This window comes from Streptomyces sp. Root1310, from assembly GCF_001426425.1.
Lineage (GTDB): Bacteria > Actinomycetota > Actinomycetes > Streptomycetales > Streptomycetaceae > Streptomyces.
Map to the genome: position 1 here is coordinate 138,249 of NZ_LMEQ01000030.1, position 25,405 is coordinate 163,653.

A 25,405-nucleotide genomic window follows, 5' to 3' on the forward strand; every position below is an offset into this window, starting at 1 on the left:
CGCGGATGCCGATGCCCCCGGCGGCCCTCGCGGCGGGCGGCAGGACCGTCGTCCACCTCTGCGACGTCCGCCCGCCCCGCCACGTCGGCTCCGCCGCGACGGTCGCCTCAGGCCAGGTGGCCTCCCGGATCCCGCAGCCGCCCGGCGTTCGCCGCGTCGGCCAGCATGCGCCGCACCGCGGGCGCGGGCATCCGGACGACCACCGGCTCCGGCAGCGTGACCTCCTGTACGGCCGTCCCGCGGCGACCCGAACGCACCCGGTCGCTCACCTCCGCCACCGCCCGCACGTCCAAAGTGAACTGCACCAGCACCGACTCGGCCTTGGGCTTGTGCAGCGGTATCGAACCGGCGGCGTCGGCGGCGGTCGCGGTGGCGCTGCCGGAGCCGTCCACGGTGCCGAGGAGCTGGTTCATCCGGAACTCGTCCGCGTTCAGCACCCCCGCGCCCAGCAGGCCGCGCGCCGACCGGCCGTGCTCGTTCGCCTGCTGGCCGTCCGTACCCGCCGGGCGCGGCGCGTCCAGCCCGCTCTGCGCGACCGTCTCGAAAGTCATCTTGTCGCCCACGCCCAGCACCCGGCCGCCGCGCAGCCGGGCGTGCAGCGAGGCGCGCAGGTCCTGGCCCGACGCGCCGGTCGCGTGCACCGGCGGAAGGTCGACGCCCGCGGCGGTCAGCAGCGGCAGCGCCGCGATCAGCCACTCCGTGGAGACGGCCTCGCGCAGCAGGTGGTACGCGGCCTCGCCGCCGGTCCGGAACCGTGCCCCGCCCCCGGCCCGCCGGACCGCGTCGTCGACCGCCTGGCGCACCCTGGGCGTTCCCCGGAACCCGTTGACCTGCGCCTCCATCGGCAGCCGTACCCCGGAGTCCCGCCAGGGACCGAGCCGGTCGGCGCCCGCGTCCGCCGCGTCCACCGCGTGCACACCGGCCTGCCGGGGCGGTACCGGGGCCAGTTGAGACAGCGCACGCAGATCCGCGGCGAGCACCCGGTGGGTCAGGCTCAGGCCCTTCAACGGCGCGAGGGCCACCCGGCGGTCGCCGGAGAACACCTCCAGAGTGGCCTCGATCGGCACGTTCATCCGGGCCGACGGGGCGGACGCCGCCTCCGCGACGGTCTTCACGCCCAGCTGGGCACGCCCGACACCCACCGAGCGGCGCGAGTCGCTCGTGCCGAGACCGAGTCCCGCGGCGGCGCCGACACTCTTCAACTGGCCCGCGCCCCCGTCGGGCTTCCCCGAACCGGCCAGGACCGCCTCGACGCCCCGGCTGTCGCTCTCGTCGTGCGCTCCGGCCCGCTGGGCGGCGGCGGAGGTGATGTACTCCATGTCCCGGCCGTCGGACGCGGTCTCCACATAGCTGCCGGGCCCGGTCCTGCGGATGCGGAACAGCGCCCGGTAGGGCCGTCTGCGCCCGTCGAGCAGCTCGACGCCCACCCCGCCGTCCATCGCGCTCGACAACAGGCCCGCCGAGCCGTCCCGGTCGAGCACCCGCAGCAGCCGCTGCACGTTGTCGTTGCGGTCCGTCAGCCGGGTGCGCGGCAGCAGTTCGTCCGCGAGGGAGGCGCCGAGGCGGCCCCGGATCCCCTCCAGCAGCGGCACGAAGTCCGGCAGGTCCTCGATCATGCCGAAGCCGAGCGGGAGCGACTCGGCCAGGGCGGGAACCGGTGCCGGGGGCACGAGCGGCGCGCTCTTCGCGGTACCGCCCGAGGCCGACGTGGCCGCTTCCGAGGTCTCCGCCTCCTGGCCGGCCCGTGCCGTCCCGACGGGCCGCGCGGGCTTCCCGGACCTCCCGGACTGGCCGGTCCTCCCGGACTGAGCCGACGTCGCGGCCGACGTCGTGCCCGCACCGGAGGCGGCTTCCTCACGCCCCTGTTCGCCCGGCACCTTCAGCCCCGCCGCCCGCAGCTGACGCTCGGTCAGCCACACCGCGACCGCACCCGGCACCGTACGGCCACCGCGCGCCACGTACGGACCCCCGCCCGTCACCGCGACCTCGGCGACCATGCGCACCACCAGATCGCACTGCACCAGATAGAGCGGGCTCTTGCGGGAGGTGTGCGCGTTGCGTTCGACGGTGCCGACCAGCGTGGACGCCGTCGTGTCGCCGCTGCCCAGGCTGCGGCCGGCCGACACCCCCTCGGCGAGTCGCCACTCGGCGCCGTTCTCCGCGCCCGTCAGGCCGCCCTGCACCGAGACGTTGTGACTGGTGCCCTCCTGCCCGGTGACCTGATGCCCGCCCAGCACGAAGGTCTCGGTGCCCGCCCCCGTGCCCTGGTGGACGACCCGCCCGCCGGTCAGCGCGAACCGGGTGCCGACCGCGCCGGTCAGTCCGGCCAGCCGCCGCGCGTGCCGCAGGTTCTGCACCACCCAGCCCGCCGATACGGCCTGGCGCAGCGCCGCCGTCACCGCCTGCGGGCTGAACCGGTCCTCGATGGCGAGCCGTGGCGCGAGCCCCTCCGTCTCCAGCGCCCGGTCCTCCCGCGCCTCCTTGTTGCGGGCGGCGGCCCGCGCCAGCAGCTCGAAGGCCAGGTCCCGCACCGGCTGCCCGTCGCCCACGGTCTCCACCAGCGTCCAGTCCCGCACCCCCCGCCTGCCGCCCAGCTGGCGTGACGCCAGACCGGCCAGGTCACCGATGCCCGCCGCCGCGAACTCCGTCCGCGTGTCACGGTGGCCCGCCCCGCGGGCGGCGGTCGTCTCGTCCAGCCGCCGCTTGGCATCGCCGTCCAGGGTGAACGCGGTCGGGGTGAGCAGCCGCACGTCCTGCGCGTCGAGGGGCAGTGTCCCGACCCGCTCGGCGGCGGGCGCGTCCCGGCCCGGCGCGCCGGGGGTGAGCGTGCGGGCCGCCTTGCGCTGCCGGGACGTCATGGTGACGTCGACGTTCAGGCTCAACGCCCCGCCGAACACGCTCGCGTCCTCCGAACCGTTGGTGAGGACGTCGGTGCGCAGGGTCGGCCCGGCCAGACCGCGCCGGGTCGTCGTACGGCCCTTCTCGGCCCGTGCCGACAGGGTCAGGGCGCCGGGGATCAGCCGGAACTGGCCAAGTGCCATCCCGCCGACCGTGCGTGAACTCGCCCGCCCGCTCTGGAGGTTGCTCGTGACGCCCGCGTGGCTGCGGACGAGCCAGTCCTTGGTCTCCCCGAGGTGACCGGTCTCCCGCAGCGAACCGGTGACCTTCAGCTGCACGTCGTGCGCGTGGAAGCGGGACTTGCGGCGCAACCGCACCCGGACGCCCGTGGACAGCAACTGGTCCTTGTTGACGCGCAGGTTGGTCTCCGACAGCACGGTCACCAGCTCGCGGTAGTTGCGCCGCTGGACCTCGGCCTCCTCAGGGCTGGGATCACGCGGCTGCTCCTCCTCGCCGAAGGCGGGAAGATACCCGGCGAGCCGCGCATCGGTGGCGAACAGCCGCGTCACCGCCCGCATCATCGGCGCGGTGTCCAGCCGGCTGATCGCCACGCTGGATCCCATCGCGCCGAACGGCAGGTGTCGCACGTCCCGCTCGGCGGCGCCGTCCTCGCCCGCCCGCTCGCCGTTCTCCGCCCCGTCCCGCTCGGTCGCGGTGGCCCTCCCCTTGCCCTTGGCGTCCTGCCCGGCAGCACGTTCCGGACGCTTGACGAACTCGCCCGCCGTCACCCCCTCGGGCAGCGGCAGCCCCAGCTCCCGGGCCTCGTCGGCCCGCAGCGAGACCCACACCCGCATCGTGTGGTGCGCGGTACGGCCCCCGCCCCGCGCCCTGGTCAGGGGCGAGGTCGGACCGGTGCCCTCGACGGTGAACAGCACGGTGCCGAGATAGAGCACCTTCTCGCCGCGGACCTCCGCGCCCTGCCGGCTGGACACGGTCTGCTCGGCCACGCTGAACCGCGCCTTGCGCGCCCCGGCCACGGGCATGACGGTGCCGCGGACGGCGGCCGCGTTACCGAGGACACCGAACCCCGCCGCCGGACCGGCGCCGAAGGCACCGCCCCGGCCCTTGCCCGCGGTGTCCGTCACCGCGTGCTGCGACTGCTGATGGGTACGCAGCTGCGTCTTGCCGGTGCTCCACCCGGGGGCCAGTTCGGTGATCGCGGCCCGCATCCGATAGGTGCCGGTGGTGCTGCCGTCCCTGCTGGTCAGATCCTCGCCGACGACCCCGTCACGCAGCAGCCGGGGCAGGTCCTCCAGCACGGTCGCGGTGGCGGTGGCCTCGTACAGCCGGGCCCGGCCGGGAGCGCCGGGCCAGGTCAGGGACGGATGCAGCGCGGAGGCGACGGCGTCGAACAGCCCCCCGCCGCCCTGGTGCGGCGCGGCCCGGTCCGAGACGGCCACCGGGGCCAGCGAATCGGCCAGCGACACGGCGCGGGCGGTCTCGGGCGCCACCGGACGAGGTCGGGGCACCGGCCCGGCGGCCGTCGGGACCAGATGTTCCACCGGCACCCGCATGGTCAGGGCGCCGGATCCGGTGGCGTTCCGGGCCGACCGTTCGCCGTCCTTCATGATCCGCACGTGGTAGCGGACCCGGCGCGGTACCTCGACCGACCCCTTGTCGCTGCGCAGTACCCGTGGCTCCGCCGTGTTCCGCTGGGTGCGGGAGTCCCGGGACGACTGGAAGGGCTGGGCGTTGACGGTGGCCGCCCCGCCGACCCAGACGCCGGGTGCCACCGGGGCGAGCCCGAACCCGGTGAACGCCACGCCCTTGGACGCGGACCCGCTCGTACTCTGCGCCACGGTGGCGGCCGTGTTGTGCTGCACGTCGACCTTGGTGGCCGCGCCCTCGCTGTCCGGACCCGCGGCGGAGAAGACGCCGGGACGGTCGTCGTCGGCGGGCGAGACGCTCACCGTGACGTCGTAACGGTCCGCACCCCGCACCCCGGTGACGGCGAAGGCCCGGCCGCGCCCGAAGAAGGATTCGGGCCGCCCGGCGAGTTCCGCGGCGATCTCGGCGACCACCCCGTCGCGCCGCCCGACGGCATCGGCCAGCGTGGTGGTGACGAACTCGTGTCCGATGAGCCCGTACGCCGTGGACAGCCCCGCCGCCTCCATGTCCCGCAGATACGAGGGGAGTTCGAGGGCGTCGTGCTCGACCTCCTCGATGGCGGGCGGCACCTGCGGGGGCCTGCGTCGGGCGGTGGACGGGCCGGCCGCGTTCAGCGCGGCGACGGTGGCGGCGTTGCCCGCGGTCTGCTGGAGCCCCAGAAGCGGGTTGGGGCCACTGCTCCGCCCGGCCACGCGGGGCGTCAGGGTCGCCCGCGGGGACCGTTCGAGGGCACTGCCATGACGGTTGTCGCCCGCCTGTCGCTGTTGTCGCACGCGCGTCAGCGTATGAACGCTCAGGCGGTGGGGCAGGCCACACGTCAAGTGTTCAACTGCCGTACGCCAGAAGGTCGTCGGTCCCGGCCCGGGACGGGAGCGACCGCCCCCGGCCTAGGCGTCCTCGCGCTGTCCGCGCGACTCGGGAGGGGCACCGCACGCCGGACGCACACCGGGTGCACACCGGGCGCGCAGCGGGTGCACACCAGGCGTACGCCGGAAGCGCGGGCCCCCGAGCCGTCCTCCGCGGTCAGTAGGTGTGGAGGGTGAGCCCGTAGCGGTTGAGGATCTCGTTCACGGGCTGGAACCACGTCTCGCCGCCGCCGGAGCAGTTGCCCCAGCCGCCGGAGGTGACGCCCTGTGCCTGGTCGCCGCTGATGAACGAGCCGCCGGAGTCGCCGCCTTCGGCGCAGACACTGGTCTTCGTCATCTGGTGCACCGCGCCCTGGCTGTAGTTGACGGTCTCGTTCTTCGCCAGCACCGCGCCGCAGTGCCAGTGCGTGGTCGACCCGGACCGGCAGACGGAGGCGCCCACCGGCGCCTCGGCAGAGCCGCGCACCAGCTGGTCGGAGACCGTGCCCCAGCCGAGCACGACCGGCACGGTCCACCAGCCGCTGCCCACGTTGACCCAGGCGTAGTCGTTGTCGGGGAACGAGGAGCCCTGGAAGTTGCCGATGTACGAGCCGTCCCAGCCCCGGACACCCGCACCGGCCTGGCCGCAGTGACCGGCGGTGACGAACCCGCCGTGCACCGAGAAGCCGATCGAGCAGCGGACGTTGCCCGTGTAGTAGGGGTCGCCGCCGACGGTGCCCGCCGCGAAGGTGCGCGGGGCCGCGGCGACCGTCTCGACGGTGACGGGGCCGGCCGTACGGGCCTGTGCCAGGAACCGCCGGACATCGTTGTCGGAGGTCTTGCCGCGGACGACCGTGACCACCACGGTGTTCGCCGCCGGGTCGACGTGCCAACCGCCCACCGCGGAGGGGGCGGAGAGCCGGTCGATGCGCGACTTCGCCGCGTCCAGCATCCGCGCGCTGTGCTCGACGACCCGGACGCCGGCTCCCTGGGCGCGGATCGCCGCGCGCGTCGCCTGCGAACTCGCCGAGGTGACGGCCACCGTGAGGCGGCCCTCGGCGGCGTCGAACCAGGATCCGGCGTACGCCGCCCCCGCCGTGCGGCGCGCCCTCGGTTCGAGCGCGGTGGCGTCGCGCTCGGCCTCGAGCCTTGCGACCGCCTGCTCCCGCGTGAGCCCGAACTCCCGCCGCATGCCGTCGAGCAGTGCGGCGGAGGCGGGGGCGGCGTCGGCGGCCGACGGGGAGGAGGAGGCCGTGGCACCGCCCCCGCTCGCCGCCGCGGGCAGCGTGCCCGCGCCACCGAGCCCGGCCAGCGTGAGGAGCGCGGCCAGGCAGACGTGCTTGAACCTTGTGCGTCTCATGGGAGTTGCCCTTCGTCGTTCCAGGAAGTGGGGTGGAACAGCGGATGGGTGAGAGCGCTCTCAGATGTGGCGCGGCAGAGCCTAGCCGCGTCCGGTTGTCAGGTCTAGGCCAATGCCGCGCCCTTTTCCGCCCAGGGCTCCGGCCGCCCAGGGCTCCGGCCGAGGACACGGTCGGCTCGGGACCTCCGTGATGCCCCGGCGAGATGGCGGCGGGCTTCGTCGGCGTCGTCAGCGGGGCCGTTGGGGTGGTGGGAACCGTGTCCCGCTCGGACAGGCGGGTGCGGGGCGTGCGGACGCGGTTGAATCCCACCGGCCTGAGAGAACAGGAGTCCGGAAGTCAAGGAGGGCGACCGCTATGACCGGCGAGGACATCCTCCTGGGTATCGCCCTGACCGTCGCCCTCGCCACGGGCTCGCAGATCCTGGCGAACAAGCTGCGGGTCCCCGCGCTGATCGTTCTTCTGCCGGTCGGCTTCGCGGCGGGGGCCCTGACCGACATCATTCACCCCGGTCGGCTCGTCGGCCCGGACTTCCCCGCGCTGGTCTCGCTGTCCGTCGCCGTGATCCTCTACGACGCCGGCCTCGGACTGAACCTGCGCAGCCTCACCGGCCGTACCCGCGGCATCGTCGTGCGGCTGCTGATCATCGGCATTCTGGTCACCTTCTTCGCCGTCGCGGGCATCGGACCGGCCCTGTTCGACATCCCGCTGCGGGTGGCGGCGATGATCGGCGTGATCCTCGTGGTGTCCGGCCCCACGGTCGTCGGCCCGCTGCTCGAATACGTCAGGCCGAAGGACAGGTTGCGGCGCATCCTCATCTGGGAGGGAACGCTGACCGACCCGATCGGCGGCATTCTCGGAGCCATCGTGTTCCACGCGGTCGCGACCAGCCATCAGATCGACATCGGCCGCGGCTACCAGATCGGGCAGTTCCTCCTCAGCATGGCCGTGGGCCTCGTGGGCGGTGCGGTGGCCACCGTCGTCCTGTGGCTGGCCCTGCACAAACTGAGGCTCGGTGAGACGCTCGGCACCCTCGCCCAGCTGGCGACGGTGATCCTCGTCTCCGCGCTCTGCGACATCGTCCGCGACGACACCGGCCTCATCGCCGCCATCGTGACCGGACTCGCCATCACCAACCTGCCCGGGATGGACATGCCGGCCCGCAGGCCGTTCCTCGAGACACTCGTCCAGATGATCATCGGTCTGCTCTTCATCTCCATCTCCTCCTCCGTCACCCCCGCGTCCGTGGTGCCCGTGCTGGTCCCCTCCCTGATCCTGATCGCCGTCCTGGTCCTCGTGATCCGGCCGCTCGTCGCGTGGGCGGCGTGCCGGGGTTCGGATCTCACCGCGGGCGAATGGGGCTTCATCGGGTGGATGGCACCGCGCGGCATCGTCGCCGCCTCGACGGCGTCCGCCTTCGCCGCCACCCTGGTGGAGAAGGGACTGCCCGGCGCGTCCAAGATCCTGCCGATCACCTTCCTCGTGATCGTGGGGACGGTCCTGCTCTACGCTCTGACCGCCGCGCCCGTGGCCCGGAAGCTGGAGGTCGTCCGGTCGGCGCGGACGCGCCCCCTCCTGGTCGGCGGGGCCCCGTGGGTGATCGGCCTGGGACAGGCCCTGAAGACCGCGGGACTCGACGTGCTCATGTGGGCCGGACTCGACGAGGAACGCGAGCGGATCACCTCGGCCGGGATCGAACTCGCCCATGGCGAGATGCTGGCGACCGCGACGAACCCCCGGGCCCGTCTGGAGGGTGTGACGGCGGTGTTCCTGCTCACCGACGACGACGACTTCAACGCCCTCGCCTCGGTGGTCGTCAAGGACAACGTGCAGGGGCCCGTCTACCGGGTGGGGCCGCCGCAGGACAGCCACGGGGTGGTCGCCCCCTACACCGGCGGTGACATCCTCTTCGGCCGCGCGCTCGTCCGGCAGCGCCTCGCGGCCCGCTACGAACGCGGTGCCCGCTTCCACGTGCAGCCGGGGTCCACGCCGATCCCCCCGGACCACGACATCCTGTTCGTCGTCCGTGCCGACGGCCGGCTGGCCCCGGTCACCGGGACCCAGACGGTCACACCACTGCCGGGCGACACCGCCGTTCTGATGGGGTCCGCATGACCTCCTGGGCCGCCCGCTTCAGGCTGCGGCAGTACGTCAAGGCCAGCCTCTGGATCGTCCCGCTGTTCGGGCTCGTGCTCGGCGTCGCCCTCGCCGAGGCGGCAGCCGCCGTGGACGGGGCGTCCTGGCTGCCCACGAGCTGGGACTACTCCGCGTCGACCGCGACCAGTGTCCTCAGTTCCGTGGTCGGATCGATGATCGCGCTGCTCGGGTTCGTGGTCACCATCGGTGTCCTCGTCATCCAGCAGGCCACCGGCACCCTCTCGCCGCGCTACATGCGGCTCTGGTATCGCGACCGGTTGCAGAAGGCCGTACTGGGCACGTTCACCGGCACTTTCGCGTTCGCCTACACGCTGCTGCGGAGCATCGAGACCGACTCCGTGCCCAACCTCGGCGTGACCATGGCCGGTGTCGCCGTCTCCGCCAGCCTCCTGCTCCTGCTGATCTACCTCAACCGCTTCACCCACAACCTGCGGCCGGTGGCGATCGCGGACATCGTGGGACGCTCGGGCGAACAGGTCATCCATCGGGTGGCGGCACACCTGCGGAGCACCGCGGCGCCCGGCGGGACGCCACCGACGACCGGCTCGGTGACCCGCATCCGGTCCGAACGCGGCGGCGTCGTCCAGGCGTTGAACGCACCCGGCCTGGTCTCGCTCGCGGCCCGGCACGACTGCGTGTTCGTGCTGGCGGCGGCCGTCGGCGACTTCGTGCCGCCCGGCGGCACGGTCGTCGAGGTCCACGGCGCCGCGTCCCCGCCCGGCCCGGACCGGGTGACGGACCTTGTCGCCCTCGGGGCGGAGCGGACGATCGAGCAGGACCCGGCCTTCGCCCTGCGCATCCTGGTCGACATCGCCATCCGGGCCCTCTCACCCGCCGTCAACGACCCCACCACCGCCGTCCAGGTGCTGAACCACATCGAGGCGTTCCTGCACACCGTCGGCCGGGCCGGCCCCCGCGGTCACTACGAACTCGCCGACGACCGCGGCCGGCTGCGCCTCGTGCTCTCCGGCCGGCCCTGGGACGACTACCTGGAGCTCGCCGTCACCGAGATCCGCGACTACGGCGCGACCTCCGTCCAGATCTGCCGACGGCTCCGGGCCCTGCTCGACGGTCTCCTCGCGAGCCTGCCGGACGCGTGCGGGCCCGCGGTGCACGCCCAGCTCCACCTCCTCGACGACGCCGTCGAGCGGGAGTTCGCAGACGCCCCCCGCCGTTCCGAGGCACGGACGGCCGACTCCCAGGGCATCGGGGGACGGCGGACCCGGGACGCCGCCCCGGGTGCTTCACCGCCCGGCGAGCCCGGCCCGTAGGACCTCTCCCCGGCCGGGTTTCGCCCCTGGCGGCGGGCGGGCACGGTCGTCGCGGCCCGTGGGGTCCGCAGTCCGCCGCGCGAACTCGCCGGCTCCGCCTCAGTCGAACCTCCGCTGCCGGTCGATGGCCTCGTCCAGGGTCGATGCCGCCATGATGAGGGACAGATGGGTGAACGCCTGCGGGAAGTTGCCGAGTTGCTCGCCGCTCGGGCCGATCTCCTCGGCGAACAGGCCGACATGGTTGGCGTAGGTGTGCATCTTCTCGAAGGTGTAGCGGGCCGGCCGGATGCGCCCGGCCCGGGCCAGGGCGTCGACGTAGAGGTAGGTGCAGAGGCTGAAGGTGCCCTCCGAGCCGCGCAGACCGTCCGGGGACGCGGCCGGGTCGTACCGGTACACGAGACTGTCCGAGACCAGCTTGCGTTCCATCGCGTCCAGGGTCGACAGCCAGCCGGGGCTCTTCGCGGAGAGGAAACCCACACGCGGGATCAGCAGGAGGGAGGCGTCGAGCACGTCCCCGCCGTAGTGCTGCACCAGGGCCTGCTCCGCCTTGCTCCAGCCCTTGTCCATCACCTGTTCGAGGATGCTGTCACGGGCGTTGCGCCAGCGCGGGATGTCGGCGGGGCGGCTCAGCTCGGTCGCCATGCGCATGCCCCGGTCGAAGGCGACCCAGCACATCACCCGGCTGAACGTGAAGTCGTTGCGGCCTCCGCGCGTCTCCCAGACGCCCTCGTCCGGACGGTCCCAGTTCTCGGACAGCCAGTCCAGTGTCCGGGCGAGCCCCTTCCAGCCGTGGTAGCCCAGTTCCACACCGACGTCCATGCCCTCGGCCATCGCGTAGAGCGACTCACCGTAGATGTCGAGCTGAAGCTGGTCGGCGGCCGCGTTGCCGGCCCGGACCGGCCTCGATCCCCGGTAGCCCTCCCAGTGGTCGAGGATCTCCTCCGTCAGGTGCGGGTCGCCGTCGACCCGGTACATGATCTGGAGGCGTTCGCCGGGCAGTTCCGCCCGGTCGTGCATCCGGTCGCCCAGCCACTTGGTGAACGCCGACGCCTCCTCGGTGAAGCCGAGGTCGAGCAGGGCCCGCACCGAGAGCGAACCGTCCCGCACCCACGAGTACCGGTAGTCCCAGTTGCGCTCACCGCCGACCTGTTCCGGCAGACCCATGGTGGCGGCGGCGACCGGGGCACCGGTCGGGTGGTAGGTGAGGAGTTTGATCGTGATGGCGGAGCGGTTCACCATCTCGCCCCAGCGCCCCCGGTAATGGGAGGTGTAGAGCCACTTCTGCCAGAAGTCCACCTCGCGCCACAGCCCCGAGGTCACGCCCTCCACGGAGAGCGGCGGTGGCGCTTCACCGTCGGCCGCGCAGGTGGTGAACACGGCGACAGCCGACTCGCCGCTCGCCAGGGTGACCGCACCCCGCACGTCCTGGCCGTCCCGCGTGAGCGGAAAGCTGGCCTGGAGGTGACCGGCGATTCCGGGACCCCGGAACACCGCCTCCTGGGGCCGCAGATCGAGCTCGTGGTCCGCCCGGCCGTAGTCGAAGCGCGGCCTGCACTCGAGGAGGAACCGCAGCGTGCCGCGCACCACGCGGATCACCCGCGTCAGGCCGTGACGGTCGGTGGGGACACGCCTGGTGATCACCGGCATCCAGTCGATGACCTCGCCGACGCCCTCCGGCGACATGAACCTGGTGACCAGCACGCCGGTGTCCGGGTAGTAGAGCTGCTTGCACGTCACGTCGGCGTGCTCCGGCGCCAGCCGGAAGTACCCGCCGCGGTCGTGGTCCAGCAGGGCGGCGAAGACACTCGGCGAATCGAACCTCGGCGAGCAGAACCAGTCCACCACGCCCTGGGAGGACACCAGAGCGGCTGTCTGCAGGTCGCCGACCAGACCGTGGTTGGCGATGGGGGGATAGCGGTCCATGAGCGTCCAATCCCAAGGGTGCCGACGCGGTCCACTATCCGACAGGCCGTGTACCGGCGCCTCCCGGAGCGGAGTACGGCCCTGACGGCCGGGTCTGACGGCCGGGTCCGACGGCCCGCGGCGCCGCGGGCCTACGGCCGCGCGCGCCGACGGCCGCGCCACCCCAACGGGTCAGCACCGATGGCGACCGGACGCGGTGCCGCGTCTCATGAGTCCCATGCAGCGACAAGCCTCACTCCCGGACGACGCCATACCTCCGATGGAGCGCTCGCACTGGGTGGCCTTCGCCGGGATCCTGTTGTTGGTCAGCGCTCTGTTCAACCTGCTCAACGGATTCGTGGCGATCTTCAATCACGGCTACTACTCGACCGTCTACTCCCAGGGCAACCGCCTGCTCATCCTCAACTACACGGCCTGGGGCTGGATCTGGGTCGTCATCGGCCTCGTGATGGCCCTGGCGGGCATCGGCGTGCTCGTGGGCTCCAGGGCGGCACGGCTGACGGGCATCTGTCTGGCCGCGTTCTGCCTGGTCGGGCAGATGATCTTCCTGCCGGTCTACCCGTTCTGGTCGCTGGCCACCATGGTCCTGTCCGCGCTGGTCATCTACGGGCTGATCGCCGAGCCGCGGCACGTTTCCGGGGCCCGCGTATAGCGCGGAGGACCGCAGGACGGCGCCGCGTCGAGGATCCGCCCGCCGCTACCGCGGGCCGTACCCCCGTACGCTGTTCCGCGTGTCGTCCTCCTCCCGCCTGCAACGTGTCGCCGTCCTTGTGCTCGAGGGGGCCAAGCCGCTCGACGTCGGCATTCCCGCACAGGTGTTCACCACCCGCGCGAGCATGCCGTACGAGGTGCGGGTGTGCGGCGCGGCGCCCGGGCTGGTGACCGGCGGGGACGGGCTGTCGTATCACGTGGCCCACGGTCTGGACGCGCTCGAATGGGCCGATGTCGTCTTTCTTCCCGGCTACCGCCTGCCGGACGTCGACGACCCGCCCCGGGCGGTTCTGCGCGCGCTGCTCGCCGCCCACGCCCGGGGCGCCCGGCTGGCGGCCATCTCGACGGGGGCCTTCGCGCTCGCCGCCACCGGGCTGCTCGACGGCAGACGCGCCACGACCCACTGGCACTACACCCGGGCGCTGGCGGCGAAGCATCCGCTCGTCCAGGTCGACGAGAACGTCCTGTTCGTCGACGAGGGCAGCGTGCTGACGTCGGCCGGTGCCGCCTCCGGGATCGACCTGTGCCTGCACATCCTGCGCCGCGACCTCGGGGTGGCCGCCTCGAACCACGCGGCCCGGCGCCTGGTCGCCGCGCCGTACCGCAGCGGGGGTCAGGCACAGTACGTGCCCCGCAGCGTGCCGGAGCCGCTGGGCGAGCGGTTCGCCGCCACCCGCGAGTGGGCGCTGCACCGGCTGGACGAGCCCCTCACCCTGGAGACCATGGCCCGGCACGCCGCCGTCTCGGAACGCACCTTCTCGCGGCGCTTCGTCGAGGACACCGGTTACACGCCCATGCAGTGGGTCATGCGCGCCCGTATCGACAGGGCCCGTGAGCTGCTCGAACGCTCCGAGCGTGGCGTCGAGCAGATCGCCGGCGACGTCGGACTCGGTACGGGGGCGAACCTGCGGACGCATTTCCAGCAGATCCTCGGCACCACCCCGAGCGAATACCGGCGCACCTTCACGAAGGGCGAGTAGCGGGCCCGCCGGACGGGGCGAGGCACGGCCGGAAAGGCCGGGGAGGCCGGGTGGCGAGATCCTTTCGAACCATGGCGCTCACGCCCAGGTCACCGACGGGCGCCACGCGCGAGGCTGGTGGCGAACCGAAGGGACACCACTCATGACTCGCATCGCCGTCAACGGATTCGGCCGCATCGGACGCAACGTGCTGCGCGCGCTCCTCCAGCGCGACAGCGACCTCGAGATCGTCGCCGTCAACGACCTCACGGAACCCGCCGCGCTCGCGCGACTGCTCGCCTTCGACTCGTCGGCCGGCCGGCTCGGTCGCCCGGTCGCCGTCGACGGCGACGTCCTGGTCGTGGACGGCCGTCGCATCAAGGTGCTCGCCGAGCGCGAACCGGCGCGACTGCCCTGGGCCGAGCTCGACGTCGACATCGTGCTGGAGGCGACCGGCCGGTTCACCGCGGCCAAGGACGCCCGCGCCCACCTCGACGCGGGCGCGAAGAAGGTCCTGGTCAGCGCACCCTCGGACGGCGCGGACGTGACGCTCGCGTACGGCGTCAACACCGACGCCTACGACCCGGAGCTGCACACGATCGTCTCGAACGCCTCGTGCACGACCAACGCGCTCGCCCCGCTGGCCGCCGTGCTCGACGACCTCGCCGGCATCGAGCACGGCTTCATGACGACGGTGCACGCCTACACGCAGGAGCAGAACCTCCAGGACGGTCCGCACCGCGACCCGCGCCGCGCCCGCGCCGCCGGCGTCAACATCGTGCCGACCACGACGGGCGCCGCCAAGGCGATCGGCCTCGTGCTGCCGAACCTCGACGGCAAGCTGTCGGGCGACTCGATCCGGGTACCGGTCCCGGTGGGTTCGATCGTCGAGCTCAACACGACCGTGGCCCGCGACGTGACGCGCGAGGACGTGCTGGCCGCGTACCGCACCGCGGCCGAGGGCCCGCTCGCCGGCGTCCTCGAGTACTCGGAGGACGCGCTCGTGTCGTCCGACATCGTCGGCAACCCGGCCTCGTCGATCTTCGACTCGGCCCTCACCCGTGTCGAAGGCCGCCACGTCAAGGTGGTCGCCTGGTACGACAACGAGTGGGGCTTCTCCCACCGGGTGATCGACACCCTCGAGCTCCTCGCCGCGCGCTGACGGCGGGCCCCTCCGGCCCCTCCGGCCCCTCCGGCCCCTCCGGCCCCTCCGGCACTTCCGGCCGTTCGCGGATCGTTCCGCGGACGGCCGGAGGCATGTCACCGGGACCTGCCGGACCCATGTGAGCACGTCGAGGACCGTCAGCCGGTGCGCGAGGGTGCGCTGTCGGGGCCGCCGGCCAACGCGAGCCGCAGCCTGGCCGCGTGCGCACTGCCGGGCAGCGCGCTCAAGATCACGATCTTGAGGTCCGAATCGCCGTCGGTCAGGACGTCGCAGTCCACCTCGACGGGACCGACCTCGGGGTGTTCGACCGTCTTGCGGTCCTCGCGGTGCGCCCCCACCGCGCCGCTCGCCCACAGCCGGGCGAACGTCGGATTGCCGACGGTGAGGGCACGGATCAGCTCGGCCAGGCCCACGTCGTCGGGAAAACGACCGGTGGCGCGGCGCAGGTCGGACACGACGGCGAGGTCCGAGTCGGCGCTGTCCCGCACGACCACCGGCCAGGAGGCGATACGCACGGCTTCGGAACCGACCGGGAACCGCTCACGGGCGAAGTTGCGCAGTTCCGGCGGCGTGGCCGACGGGTCACCGAGCAGCGCCGCCCACCCGCGGTTCCACCAGATCATCCGCCAGTCCGCGGCGAACACGGCGACCGCGACGTCTCCGAGCCGGTTCAGCACACGGTGCACACCCGGCGGGAGGTCATCGGGGATCACGTCGTCGCGCGGAGGGACCAGCCCGGCCATGCGGTACAGGTGGTCCCGCTCGGGGACGGTCAGTCGCAGAGCGCGTGCCAGAGACGCGACGACCTGGGCCGAAGGGGCCGTGGCCCGCCCCTGCTCCAGGCGCACCACGTAGTCGACCGACACACCGGCGCGTTCGGCGAGTTCCTCGCGGCGCAGCCCCGCCGCGCGACGGGTCCGGGCGGACGGCAGTCCCACGGCCGACGGGGACAACCGCTCTCGCCAGGCGCGGATCGTCGCGCCCAGTCCAGCTCCCGTTCGTGTCGCCATGGCGTCCATCCTGCCGCACCGCCTCGCCGAACCGTGATCGTGGTGATCGTAGTACTGCCGTTCCTACGGTCGAAGCGTCCCTGGCCGGGGTCCGCCGTGACGGGCACGATCGACGCATGACCACCACGTTCATCACCGGAGCCAACAAGGGCCTCGGCCACGAGACCGCCCGCCGCCTCATCGCACTCGGTCACACGGTGATCCTGGGAGCCCGGGACCCGGAGCGGGGCGCCGCGGCCGCGGCCGCACTGGGCGCGCGATGCGTCCGTATCGACGTCACCGACGATGCCTCCGTCGCCGCCGCGGCGGCCGATGTCGCCGCCCACGAAGGCGTGCTCGACGTTCTGATCAACAACGCCGGCGTGCACGGTCCGCACGGCGATCCCGGCGAACTGACCGGCGCGGACGCGCTGGGCGTCTTCGATGTCAACGTCTTCGGCGTGGTCCGGACGACCACCGCCTTCCTCCCGCTGCTGCGCCGGTCGTCCGACCCGGTCGTCATCAACGTCGGCAGCGGCATGGGGTCGCTCGCCCGCACGCACGACCCGTCGCGGGCCGAGTCCTCCGCCGTCGCCCCTCTCTACGCCGCTTCGAAGGCGGCCCTCACCATGTTGACCACCCAGTACGCCAAGGGGCTCAAGGACGTCCGCGTCAACGCCGCCGATCCCGGCTACACCGCCACCGATCTCAACGGCCACAGCGGCCCGCAGTCCGTCACCGAGGGCACCGACGCGATCGTCCGCCTCGCGACCGAGACGCCCGACGCCGGCACGGGACGCTTCATCGACCGCGCCGGCCCGGTCGACCTCTTCTGAGGCAGGAGGCAGGACGCAGGGGGACGGTCAGGGCCACGGGCGTCCGACGGTGGGCAGCACCACCTCCGAGCCGGTCGCCCTACCGCGCGGTGCCGGTGTGCCCGTGGCGGTCGCGGACCCGGCGGGGGATCGTGGTGGCATGCGGGAGCGACGTGACATCTGGGCGGCCGGGGACGCCTACGAGCGGTACATGGGCCGGTGGAGTCGTGCGGTCGCCGAGAAGTTCGTGGCCTGGCTCAACTGCGGGGACGGTCTGCGCTGGCTGGACGCGGGGTGCGGGACGGGAGCCCTGACGGCGGTGGTGGCCGCGCGGTACCGGCCCTCGGCCGTGGTCGCGCTCGACAGGTCGGCGGGGTTCGTGGCCTCGGCCCGTGACACCCTTCCCGCGGCGGTGTGCTGCGTGCGGGGTGACGCGCTGTCGCTGCCGCTGCGGGACGGGACGTGCGACGCGGCCGTCAGCGGACTGGCGCTCAACTTCCTTCCCGGGCCGGACGCGGCGGTGGCCGAGGCCGCCCGGGTGGTCCGGCCGGGCGGCCTGGTCGCGGCGTACGTGTGGGACTACGCCGAGGGCATGACGTTCCTGCGGCGCTTCTGGGACGCCGCGATCTCGGTGGATCCCTCCGCCGCCGCGCTGGACGAGGGCCGCAGGTTCCCGCTGTGCCGGCCGGGACGGCTGCGCACGCTGTGGACGGCGGCGGGACTGGACGAGGTGCGGGTCGCCCCGGTCGAGGTGCCCACGGTCTTCGCCGACTTCACGGATCTGTGGGAGCCCTTCCTGGGCGGCCAGGGTCCCGCGGCAGGCTATGTGACCGCCCTCGCCCCGGCGGCTCGGGACCGGTTGCGTGAGGCGCTCCGCGCGACGGTGCCCACGCGACCGGACGGATCGATCGCGCTCACCGCTCGCGCCTGGGCGGTCCGGGGCCGACGTCCGTAGGGCGTCACATCGGGCCACCGCCGGGGATCTCGTCCCGGTCCGCCCTGGTCCGCTTGGTGCGCCTGGTCCGCCTGGTGCGCCGGAGGAGCCGCACCGCGACCGGAGCCGCGAGGAAGGGGGCTGAGGCCTCCTCACCTGAGGATCTCTCCGTCCGCGGGCCTCCCGGGTGTGTGCTCGGCCGAGCCGGACTCCGACCCCGCGCCCCGCCCGGCCGCGCAACCCGGCGACAGGGGCGGAGGGGGCCGGTGTGCGAACCGGCCCCCACCGCCCGTTCGTCAGCTCCTGCCGAGGAGCTTGTTCATCTCGGCGATCTCGGCCGTCTGCGCGGTGATGATGTCGTCCGCCAGGGACGTGGCGGGACCGTGGACGCCCTTGCTCTTCTCGGTGGTGGCCATGGCCACGGCGCCTTCGTGGTGGTCGATCATCATGGTCAGGAACATGGTGTCGAAGTCCGTGCCGGACGCCTTGCCCAGTTCGTCCATGTCCGAGCCGTCCATCATGCCCGGCATCCCGGACCCGGCCGAGTGGTCCATCCCGGGCATGGATCCCGTCGTGCTGTCGGACGACGTCGGTGCGTCCTCGCCCCAGGACGTCAGCCAGCCGCCGAGGGTCTTGATCTCCGGGCCCTGCGCCTTCTCGATGCGCGAGGCGAGGCCCTTGACCCCGGCGGACGAGGCCCGGTCGGCGGCGAGTTCGGCCATCTCGAGGGCCTGCCGGTGGTGGAGGATCATGCCCTGGGCGAAGGACACGTCCTGGGCGTTGTGCGCTCCGGCCGCCGCGTCGGCGCTCGTCGACGACGGCACGGAGCTGTGACCGCCCGGGTCTCCGCCGCCGCTGTCGTTGCCGCAGGCGGCGAGGACGAGCGCGGCCGTGACGGCCGCGGCCGTGAGCGCGGCGCGATGGGTCAGGGTACGGGTGTTGTGCATGCTGAAACTCCTGCTGTGCTCTGCGAAAAGTGATCCGGACCTGTCGAGGCGCACCGCGTCGCCGTGGTGGTGACGTGGTGCCGCGCGGTGTCTAGATCCGCAGGAGTTGGAGTTCCGCCAGAGAGGGTGGCGCGCGTGCGCCGTCCGGGGCCTCGGCCGCGTACGAGCACACGGATTCGGCGCGTACGGGGACGCGCACCGGGTCGGGAACGAGCGCGGGCAGAGCCGGCGCACCGCTCACCGCGGCGGCAAGGCAGGTCGGGTCGGCGTGATGGAGGTGTCCTCCACCGCAGTCCCCGCCGTCCCCCGCGCAGTCGTCATGAGCGCCGACCGAGACGGCGCCGACCGAGACGGTGTCCACCGGGACAGCCGACATGTGCCGGGACACGGCGTGTTCGTGGACGGTGCCGCCGGGGGCCAGCGCATGCATGCCCAGCAGCCCGGCGAGCAGTCCGAGCACGAGCAGCGCCCGCCACCGCCACACGGGCGGTCGCGCAAGCTGCTGCTGCTCGCGAGTCCTCATCGGGGCCATCCTAGGCTGACCCGGATCCGGACCCGGACCCGGACCCGTCCAAGACGGCGGCGGCGTCCCGGTGTTGCGGTGCGCCGGGCACGAGGCGCAACGTCGAGCCGCAGTCCCGGGACGGCTCCGGTGTGCTGTCACCGAAGGTGTCCGATCCCGTACAGTCCGCTCAGCGCAAGTGCTCCGTCGCAGGCCAGTACGGCGGTTGACCAGGAGAAGAATCATGGAATCCGAAGCCGGTCCCGGCTCACTCCCGTTCGATACCGGAACGGGGCGGCCGGTGCCCGAAGTCGAGCCCGGACTCGTGCGGCGGTGGCGCTCGGAGAGAGGCGAACTGGTCGAGTTGCTCGCCCAGGTGCGTGAGCGGTGCGGCGGTGTCGCCGCGTTCCGGCTCGGGCCGTCGCCCACCGTGCTCGTCACCGATCCGTCGGCGGTCCAGCACGTCCTCGCCCGGTACCCGCAGCGCTACGTCAAGCGCTCCCACCGCGCCCGTCTGCTGATCGGCGACGGGGTCCTCGCCGCCACCGGCACGGCGTGGAAGAGTCAACGCCGCTTGTTGCAGTCCCAGTTCACCGGCACCGGGATGCGCCGCTACGAACAGCGGATCACCGAGGCCGCCCGGACGACGGCCGCGCGCTGGGCCGGGTACGCCCGTACCGGGCAGAGCCTCGATGTCGGGCGGGAGATGCGCCGCTTCGCCCTCGACGCCATCTGGCGCTCCCTCACCGGGCACCCCCTCGATGACTTCACCGAGCGTGAACTGGACTCCGTGGCAGCCGTGGCGGCCGTCCTGCCGACGCTGCCCGCCGACCCCTCCGAGGCCCGGGACGCCGTCGCCGCCGATCTCGCCCGGATCGACGCGGTCGCGGGGCACGCCATCGAGGCCGCCCGAAACGGGGCGCCCGGCCCGGAGGGGCCGGGTCTGCTGCGTGTCCTGACCGACGCCGGCGCCGAACATCCCGCATACACCGATCAGTTGATCCGCGACGAGTTGGTCACGCTGCTCACGGCCGGGCACGAGACCACCGCGACCACCCTGACCTGGCTGTACCTGCTCCTCGACCGGTACCCGGCCGCGCGCGAAGAGGCGCTGGGCGCCGGCGGCGACGGCTCGCCGGAGCGCCGTCAGGCCATCCAGGCCCTCGTCCACGAAACGCTCCGGCTCTACCCGTCCGCGTGGATCCTGCCCCGCCACGCCGCCGAGGACGACATCCTCGCCGGCTACACCGTCGAGGCGGGCACCGACCTCCTCGTCTGCCCGTATCTCACGCACCGCGATCCCGACCTGTGGCCGGACCCGGAGCGCTTCGTCCCCGGGCGGTTCGTCACCCCCGGTGGCAGGCCCGCGCACCCGGGGGCCTACTTCCCCTTCGGTATCGGTCCCCGCGCCTGCCTCGGTGTGCAGTTCGCACTCCGTGAGTCGACCGTCCTGCTCGAACACCTGCTGCCGGTCCACGCCCTGGCCTTCTCCGCCACCCCCACCAAGACGGCGTACGGCATCACCGTGCGTCCCGACGGGCCCACCGTCGCGACCTTGGTGGGTTAGGGCGCTCGGGCCACGACCGATGGTCCGGTGCTGCTGCTGCTGCTGCTGCTGCTGCTGCTGGTGGTGCTGGTGCTGGTTCGCAGGTCCGCTGCGAGCGCGTCGAGCCATACCTCGACATCGGTCAGGAGGGACTGGACCCGTGGCGGGACCTCGGAGGGCAGGGAGGGCGGCGGGGTCAGCCGCACACGGACGCCGCCCGGGGGGAAGTCGGCCGCCCGCACGATGGCCGTCTCCGCCTCCTCGCCGATGTGCCGGGCCCAGTGCAGGGCTGCGGGCGGCAGCTCGAGCGAAGGGTCCGTCCGGGGCAGCCAGTAGGCGCCGACCAGGACACGGGAGCCGCAGTTGAGGGCGGCGAGGTAGTCGGCCTCGGGCTCGCGGGCAGGGGAGGCGGGCTCGGTGCGGTACTGCGCGTACGAGCCCTCCGCGATGCGAAGCCGGTGCAGCGTCAGCCGGACGGCCCGGCCGGCGGCCTCCGCACCGCCCGCCGGGCCGTCACCGGCCACGGCGGCGGTGGTGGCCCGCACCACGGGCGCAGCGGACCGGAGCAGCGCCGCCATGCTGCGCCGCGTCTCCGCGCGGGCCCCGAACGGCCAGGCGACCACACCGCACAGCAGCCCTACCGCGCTCCCGGTCAGCACGTCCACGACACGCATCTCCGCGAGCCGCCACGTCACGGGTGCGATCTGCGCGAACGCCGTGGAGACGACCAGGGTGAACAGCCCCTGCGCCCAGGCCGGACCCTCCAGGGGCCCCACCGCGAAGGCGACCAGCATCATCGGAACGAGCAGGTACGCGTACACGTCGGTGGCCTGGCCCGCCCCGATGAGGAGCAGACCGGCGGCCAGCGCGCCGGCCAGTGTGCCCACGACGGCCGCGCGGACGGCGGACCAGGTGGCGCCCGCCGTGGTCCGCCCCAGGGTCAGCACGGTCAGCAGCACCCAGAAGCCGTGCGACAGGTCGAGCGAGCCCGCCACCAGGCGGGCGAGTGCGAGACCGCAGGCGCTGCGCAGCGCGTTCTGGAAGACGACGGACCGCCGCGTCAGGTTGCCGGTGAGGCGGATGGCGAACAGGCGGACCGTCGGCATCCGCGCGTACCAGAACTGCTCCCGGGGCAGGCCGTACACCGGCCGACGGCCTTCGAGCGCCAGGGCGACGGCCGTGCGCACGGTCACGGCGGAGACCGCGATCGTCAGCACCGTCGACTGCCGCAGCAGCACCTGGCGCGGGCGGGAGCCGCGCCTGCCGGGCTCGCCTTCGCGTGCGGCCAGGAACTGGTCGATCATCTCCTCGATCAGCTCGGGCCCCGCCGCGGGGCGGGAGCGGCGCAGCGCGCCGGCCGTTTCGGCGCAGGCCGCAGCGGTGCCGTGCAGGAGGTTCTGCGAGGCCATGTCCGAATGCGCGGTGCGCATCTCGGTGAGCGCGGCCAGCTGGTCGACGAGCCGCCGGGTCGCGGAGCCCGCCTGGGCGAGCGCACGGTCAGTCCGTCCCGCTCCGGTCGGGCGGGCACCGGCAGCCTGCCGCGAGAAGCGCAGGCCCCGGCCCGCCTCCCTCAGCCGTCCGGCCAGACCGGGCTCCGGTCCTTCGGCGTGGATCAGGGAGCGGCCCGCGTGGGCCGCGAGGTCCAGGGTGTCGGCGATCCGGTCCCCGTACGACGGATCCGGCGGATCGGGGAGCACCACCAGCTCGCACAGGACGAGGGAGACCCCGCCGATGGCGACCCCGGTCAACCGCTGGGGCAGTGTCTCCGGGGCGAAGGGCGGGAAACAGGCGAGGATGTAGAACAGCTGAAGCCCGGGGACGGTGCCCGCCAGGCGCGGGCCGCACACCGAGCCGAACATCAGCACGAACCCGACGAAGAGCATGCCGACCACGGCCGACCAGGTCTGTACGGCGAGGGCCGTGCCGACGACGGCGAGGACGGCGGCGGGCGGCAGGGCACGCAGCACGGTCATGGCACGTCGGCGCCCGGATCCCGGCACCGGCGAGAGCATGCCGAACGCGATGGGCGTGAACAGGGCGTAGACCGCGGTCACGGGCTGGTCCAGGAGATACGCGGCCGGATAGAACCCGGCCGCCGCGGCGACCGTGACACGTGTCGCGCGCCGGCCGGCCCGGACGGATTCGGCGAGCGACGGCCGCTTGGGCATCAGCGCTCCTCTCCGCGCGCCACCCGAGGATGATCCGCGGCTTTCAGTGTCGCGCGGGTCGGGTGGTCACGCAGTCGGGCGCGGGGGAGCCGCGCGCATCGGTGCCGACAGCCGGGCCGATGCGGGCTGCCCGGACAAGTGCGCAGGTGGTGCGGGCACAACCGGGGCACAGGCGCGGGGTCCGGGCCGTGCTCGGCCCGTCCGGAGGAGGCGGGGGCGCGCCGGCGGGGGCCTTACGGGGGAGACCGGAGATCGATCGCCCCGCTCCGGGGTATGCGAGAGAAGCCTGAGGACCTGAGGACCTGAGGACCTGAGGACCTGAGCACCCGAGGGCCCGAGCACCGAGGACCCGAGCACCGGGGACCCGAGGAAAGGAACAGAAACACCATGACGACGTACGTGATCACCGTGCCCGGCACCTTCACCGGCGGGGTCGAGGACGAGACGCGAACGCGGCTGAGTCAGGCCCTGCGCCCGGCCGATCCGCACCACACGCGGATGGGCAACGCGCAGGACCTGGATCCGCTCACCGTGAACGAGGACGACACGTTCACCATCCGGCTCGCCGTCGAAGCGGACAGCGGCCCGCACGCGGAGGAGGACGCCCGCAGGCTCGCGGACTCCGCCCTGCACGCCGCGGGGCTCGACGACACCAGCGCCCCGCTCGGACCCGCGGTGGTCACCGGAATCGACTCCGACGTGTGAGCCGGCCGAGCGAGCCGGGGCCGCGGTGGCGGCCCGGCTGAGCGGCCGACCCGAAGCCGGACGGCGACGGACATCCAGGGTCACCGTCCGCCGTCCGTCGTCGGTCTTCCGCCGGTCAGTGGCCGCCGCGGCCGTGCGTCAGGCGCTGCCACACGGCCCCCGCCATGGCCGCCTCACCCTTGGCGTTGGGGTGCGCGGGAGCCGCGGGGGACGCGGGCTGCAACGGCTCGATCCACCGCTCCGCCGGGGGCTTGCACATGTCGTGGCCGATGGTCGGGCCGTAGGTGTCGACGTACTCGGCGTGGTTCCAGCGCGCCACCAGACGGAGCATCAGGTTGAGCCGCTTGCCGGTGTCCCGCAGGTAGGGGAAGTCCTGCGTGGCGAACGGCACCGAGGGCGCACAGCCGCTGCCGTCGTCGGGGAGCAGGTCCGGGTAACCGACGACGAGGATCCGGGCGTGCGGTGCCCTGTCGTGCACGGCCTGGAGCACCCGGGCCACCTTGGGGCCGGTCCTGGCTATCGCCACGGTGAGCTGGTCGACGCCCGAGGCGCCGTAGTGGCGCTGGCAGGGGTTGCCTGTGGGGTCCTGCGCGGACAGCTGGGCGCAGGTGCCGATGATGGAGCCGAAGCCCATGTCGTTGCCGCCGATCTGGACGGTCACGAGGTCGCTGTTGCGGCCCACCGCGTCGAGTTGGGGGCCGTTGGTGCCCTGCGCCTTCCACATCTGCTCGGTGGTCGCTCCGCCGCAACTCACGTCCTTGAACGTGGTCGTACGAAGCCGCGCGGCCACGATCGACGGGTAATTGTGGTCGGAGCGGGCGCAGTTGGCGTCCACCTGGCGGGGGATGAGAGGGCCGGAGGTGTAGGAGTCACCGAGCGCCACATAACGGGTGCCGCCTTTCCCGCCCCCGCCGTGCGCCGTGGCCGGTGCCGCGGAAGCGGCGACCAGGGCACAACTGCCCAGTGCGGCCAGGAAGGTGACGCCCTTTCGGCGGTGACCGGCCGGTCCTTCCGTGCGAACGTCGCGCTGCATCGAGTTCCTCCCCCTTGAAGCCCCGCCCCGTCGACGACGCCGTCCCGTACGGTCGGCGTACCGTTCGACTGGGCTTGTATACCGTCCGGTAGGTCACCGGGGCCAGAGCCGGGAGCGAACGCGTTGCCGGAAGAAGCGGGGGGACCGCGTCCGGAGCGGAGGTCCGCGCGCGTTTCCTCCGTTCCTGGGCCGCGGCGGGCCCCTCGTCAGGCGCGGACACCGCGCAGCAGGTTGGCGATCAGGCTCGTCGCGAAGTCCTCGGTGACGGGCAGGCTGGGCATCAGCAGGCGGTGGTAACAGGCGCCCCACAGCTGGTCCACGAGGACCTCGGGATCGGCGTCGGGGCGCAGCTGGCCCTCTGCCTGCCCCCGCCGCATCCGCCGGACCGCCAGTTCCCGCCGGGGCCCCGCATAACGTTCCAGCAGTGCGGCGGACAGCTCGGGATCGGTCTGTGCCTGGCCGATGAGCTCGGCGACCACCCGCCCGGCGGGCGTCTCGGTGAGCATCCGCACGAACGCGCGGAGCTGCGCCGTGAGGTCGGCCTCGACGTCGTCGCTCTCCGGGAAGGCCAGGACGGACTCCACGGCGTGGAAGTAGCCGTCGAGGGCGAGCGCGCCCTTGGACGGCCACCATTTGTAGATCGTCGTCTTGCTGACCCCCGCCCGCTCGGCGACCGCCTCGATGGTGAACGTGCCCATGCCCCGGTCGAGGAGCAGGGCGCCGGCCGCGTCGAGGACGTCCGTGCGCACCTCGGCGGCGGGCCGCCGACCCCGACCGCGCCGCGGTCCGGGGGCGGCCTCGGGTTCCGACCGTTCCTGCATCGCGCCGACCTCCAGGCATCGTCCGACAGGCCCACAGCCTGGCATATGGA

The 25,405-nt window shown here is 73.2% G+C and carries 18 protein-coding genes; 9 read left to right on the forward strand and 9 right to left on the reverse strand.

Going from position 1 to position 25,405, the window contains the following annotated elements:
- Positions 1-107 precede the first annotated feature (107 nt).
- Positions 108-5,279, reverse strand: a complete 5,172-nt coding sequence (locus ASD48_RS27910) for a hypothetical protein (protein WP_157880713.1) — start codon at positions 5,277-5,279, stop codon at positions 108-110.
- 250 nt (positions 5,280-5,529) lie between these two features.
- Positions 5,530-6,711: a S1 family peptidase gene (locus ASD48_RS27915; RefSeq protein ID WP_057604497.1), complete on the reverse strand. Its 1,182-nt coding sequence runs from the start codon at positions 6,709-6,711 to the stop codon at positions 5,530-5,532.
- A 355-nt stretch (positions 6,712-7,066) separates the two neighbouring features.
- On the opposite strand from ASD48_RS27915, the gene ASD48_RS27920 reads away from it, so the two are divergent.
- Together ASD48_RS27920 and ASD48_RS27925 are read left to right on the forward strand one after the other, a co-directional pair.
- Positions 7,067-8,824, forward strand: coding sequence for a cation:proton antiporter (locus ASD48_RS27920; RefSeq protein ID WP_057604498.1), 1,758 nt, complete (start codon positions 7,067-7,069; stop codon positions 8,822-8,824).
- A complete protein-coding gene (locus tag ASD48_RS27925) occupies positions 8,821-10,137 on the forward strand; it encodes a DUF2254 domain-containing protein (protein ID WP_057604499.1) in 1,317 nt (438 codons plus the stop codon). The genes ASD48_RS27920 and ASD48_RS27925 overlap by 4 nt, the downstream gene beginning before the upstream one ends.
- 99 nt (positions 10,138-10,236) lie before the next feature.
- Here the strand turns inward: ASD48_RS27925 and ASD48_RS27930 are convergent, their stop codons facing one another.
- On the reverse strand, positions 10,237-12,060 hold the full coding sequence (locus ASD48_RS27930) for a glycoside hydrolase family 15 protein (protein WP_057604500.1): 1,824 nt from the start codon (positions 12,058-12,060) through the stop codon (positions 10,237-10,239).
- A gap of 217 nt (positions 12,061-12,277) precedes the next feature.
- Between ASD48_RS27930 and ASD48_RS27935 the strand changes: the two genes are divergently transcribed.
- The 3 genes from ASD48_RS27935 to gap all read left to right on the forward strand — a co-directional run bounded on the left by ASD48_RS27935 (position 12,278) and on the right by gap (position 14,892).
- Positions 12,278-12,712, forward strand: coding sequence for a hypothetical protein (locus ASD48_RS27935; RefSeq protein WP_157880714.1), 435 nt, complete (start codon positions 12,278-12,280; stop codon positions 12,710-12,712).
- A gap of 79 nt (positions 12,713-12,791) precedes the next feature.
- The gene (locus tag ASD48_RS27940; protein WP_057604502.1) at positions 12,792-13,751 is read left to right on the forward strand and encodes a helix-turn-helix domain-containing protein; all 960 of its coding nucleotides are present in this window, start codon (positions 12,792-12,794) and stop codon (positions 13,749-13,751) included.
- 142 nt (positions 13,752-13,893) lie between these two features.
- Positions 13,894-14,892 carry a type I glyceraldehyde-3-phosphate dehydrogenase gene (gene gap / locus ASD48_RS27945; RefSeq protein ID WP_057604503.1) on the forward strand — a complete coding sequence of 333 codons (999 nt, stop codon included), beginning with the start codon at positions 13,894-13,896 and terminating at the stop codon, positions 14,890-14,892.
- 140 nt (positions 14,893-15,032) lie between these two features.
- Here gap and ASD48_RS27950 read toward each other — a convergent pair whose 3' ends face one another.
- Positions 15,033-15,914, reverse strand: coding sequence for a helix-turn-helix transcriptional regulator (locus ASD48_RS27950; protein WP_057604504.1), 882 nt, complete (start codon positions 15,912-15,914; stop codon positions 15,033-15,035).
- A gap of 107 nt (positions 15,915-16,021) precedes the next feature.
- On the opposite strand from ASD48_RS27950, the gene ASD48_RS27955 reads away from it, so the two are divergent.
- A complete protein-coding gene (locus ASD48_RS27955; RefSeq protein ID WP_057604505.1) occupies positions 16,022-16,720 on the forward strand; it encodes an SDR family NAD(P)-dependent oxidoreductase in 699 nt (232 codons plus the stop codon).
- Positions 16,721-16,859: 139 nt separating this feature from the next.
- Positions 16,860-17,654, forward strand: a complete 795-nt coding sequence (locus ASD48_RS27960; RefSeq protein ID WP_057605019.1) for a class I SAM-dependent methyltransferase — start codon at positions 16,860-16,862, stop codon at positions 17,652-17,654.
- A gap of 275 nt (positions 17,655-17,929) precedes the next feature.
- Here the strand turns inward: ASD48_RS27960 and ASD48_RS27965 are convergent, their stop codons facing one another.
- Together ASD48_RS27965 and ASD48_RS27970 are read right to left on the reverse strand one after the other, a co-directional pair.
- On the reverse strand, positions 17,930-18,580 hold the full coding sequence (locus ASD48_RS27965; protein ID WP_057604506.1) for a DUF305 domain-containing protein: 651 nt from the start codon (positions 18,578-18,580) through the stop codon (positions 17,930-17,932).
- A 91-nt stretch (positions 18,581-18,671) separates the two neighbouring features.
- On the reverse strand, positions 18,672-19,103 hold the full coding sequence (locus ASD48_RS27970) for a DUF6153 family protein (RefSeq protein ID WP_079074006.1): 432 nt from the start codon (positions 19,101-19,103) through the stop codon (positions 18,672-18,674).
- Positions 19,104-19,326: 223 nt separating this feature from the next.
- Between ASD48_RS27970 and ASD48_RS27975 the strand changes: the two genes are divergently transcribed.
- A complete protein-coding gene (locus ASD48_RS27975) occupies positions 19,327-20,649 on the forward strand; it encodes a cytochrome P450 (RefSeq protein WP_057604507.1) in 1,323 nt (440 codons plus the stop codon).
- On the opposite strand, the gene ASD48_RS27980 is transcribed toward ASD48_RS27975, so the two are convergent.
- Positions 20,646-22,796 (reverse strand): FUSC family protein, encoded by a 2,151-nt coding sequence (locus ASD48_RS27980; RefSeq protein ID WP_057604508.1) that lies wholly within the window; start codon positions 22,794-22,796, stop codon positions 20,646-20,648. The genes ASD48_RS27975 and ASD48_RS27980 overlap by 4 nt on opposite strands.
- 387 nt (positions 22,797-23,183) lie before the next feature.
- On the opposite strand from ASD48_RS27980, the gene ASD48_RS27985 reads away from it, so the two are divergent.
- The gene (locus ASD48_RS27985; RefSeq protein WP_057604509.1) at positions 23,184-23,501 is read left to right on the forward strand and encodes a hypothetical protein; all 318 of its coding nucleotides are present in this window, start codon (positions 23,184-23,186) and stop codon (positions 23,499-23,501) included.
- A gap of 115 nt (positions 23,502-23,616) precedes the next feature.
- Here ASD48_RS27985 and ASD48_RS27990 read toward each other — a convergent pair whose 3' ends face one another.
- Positions 23,617-24,534, reverse strand: coding sequence for an SGNH/GDSL hydrolase family protein (locus ASD48_RS27990; protein WP_199875991.1), 918 nt, complete (start codon positions 24,532-24,534; stop codon positions 23,617-23,619).
- Between the two features lie 206 nt (positions 24,535-24,740).
- Positions 24,741-25,355 carry a TetR/AcrR family transcriptional regulator gene (locus ASD48_RS27995; RefSeq protein ID WP_057604510.1) on the reverse strand — a complete coding sequence of 205 codons (615 nt, stop codon included), beginning with the start codon at positions 25,353-25,355 and terminating at the stop codon, positions 24,741-24,743.
- Positions 25,356-25,405: the final 50 nt, after the last annotated feature.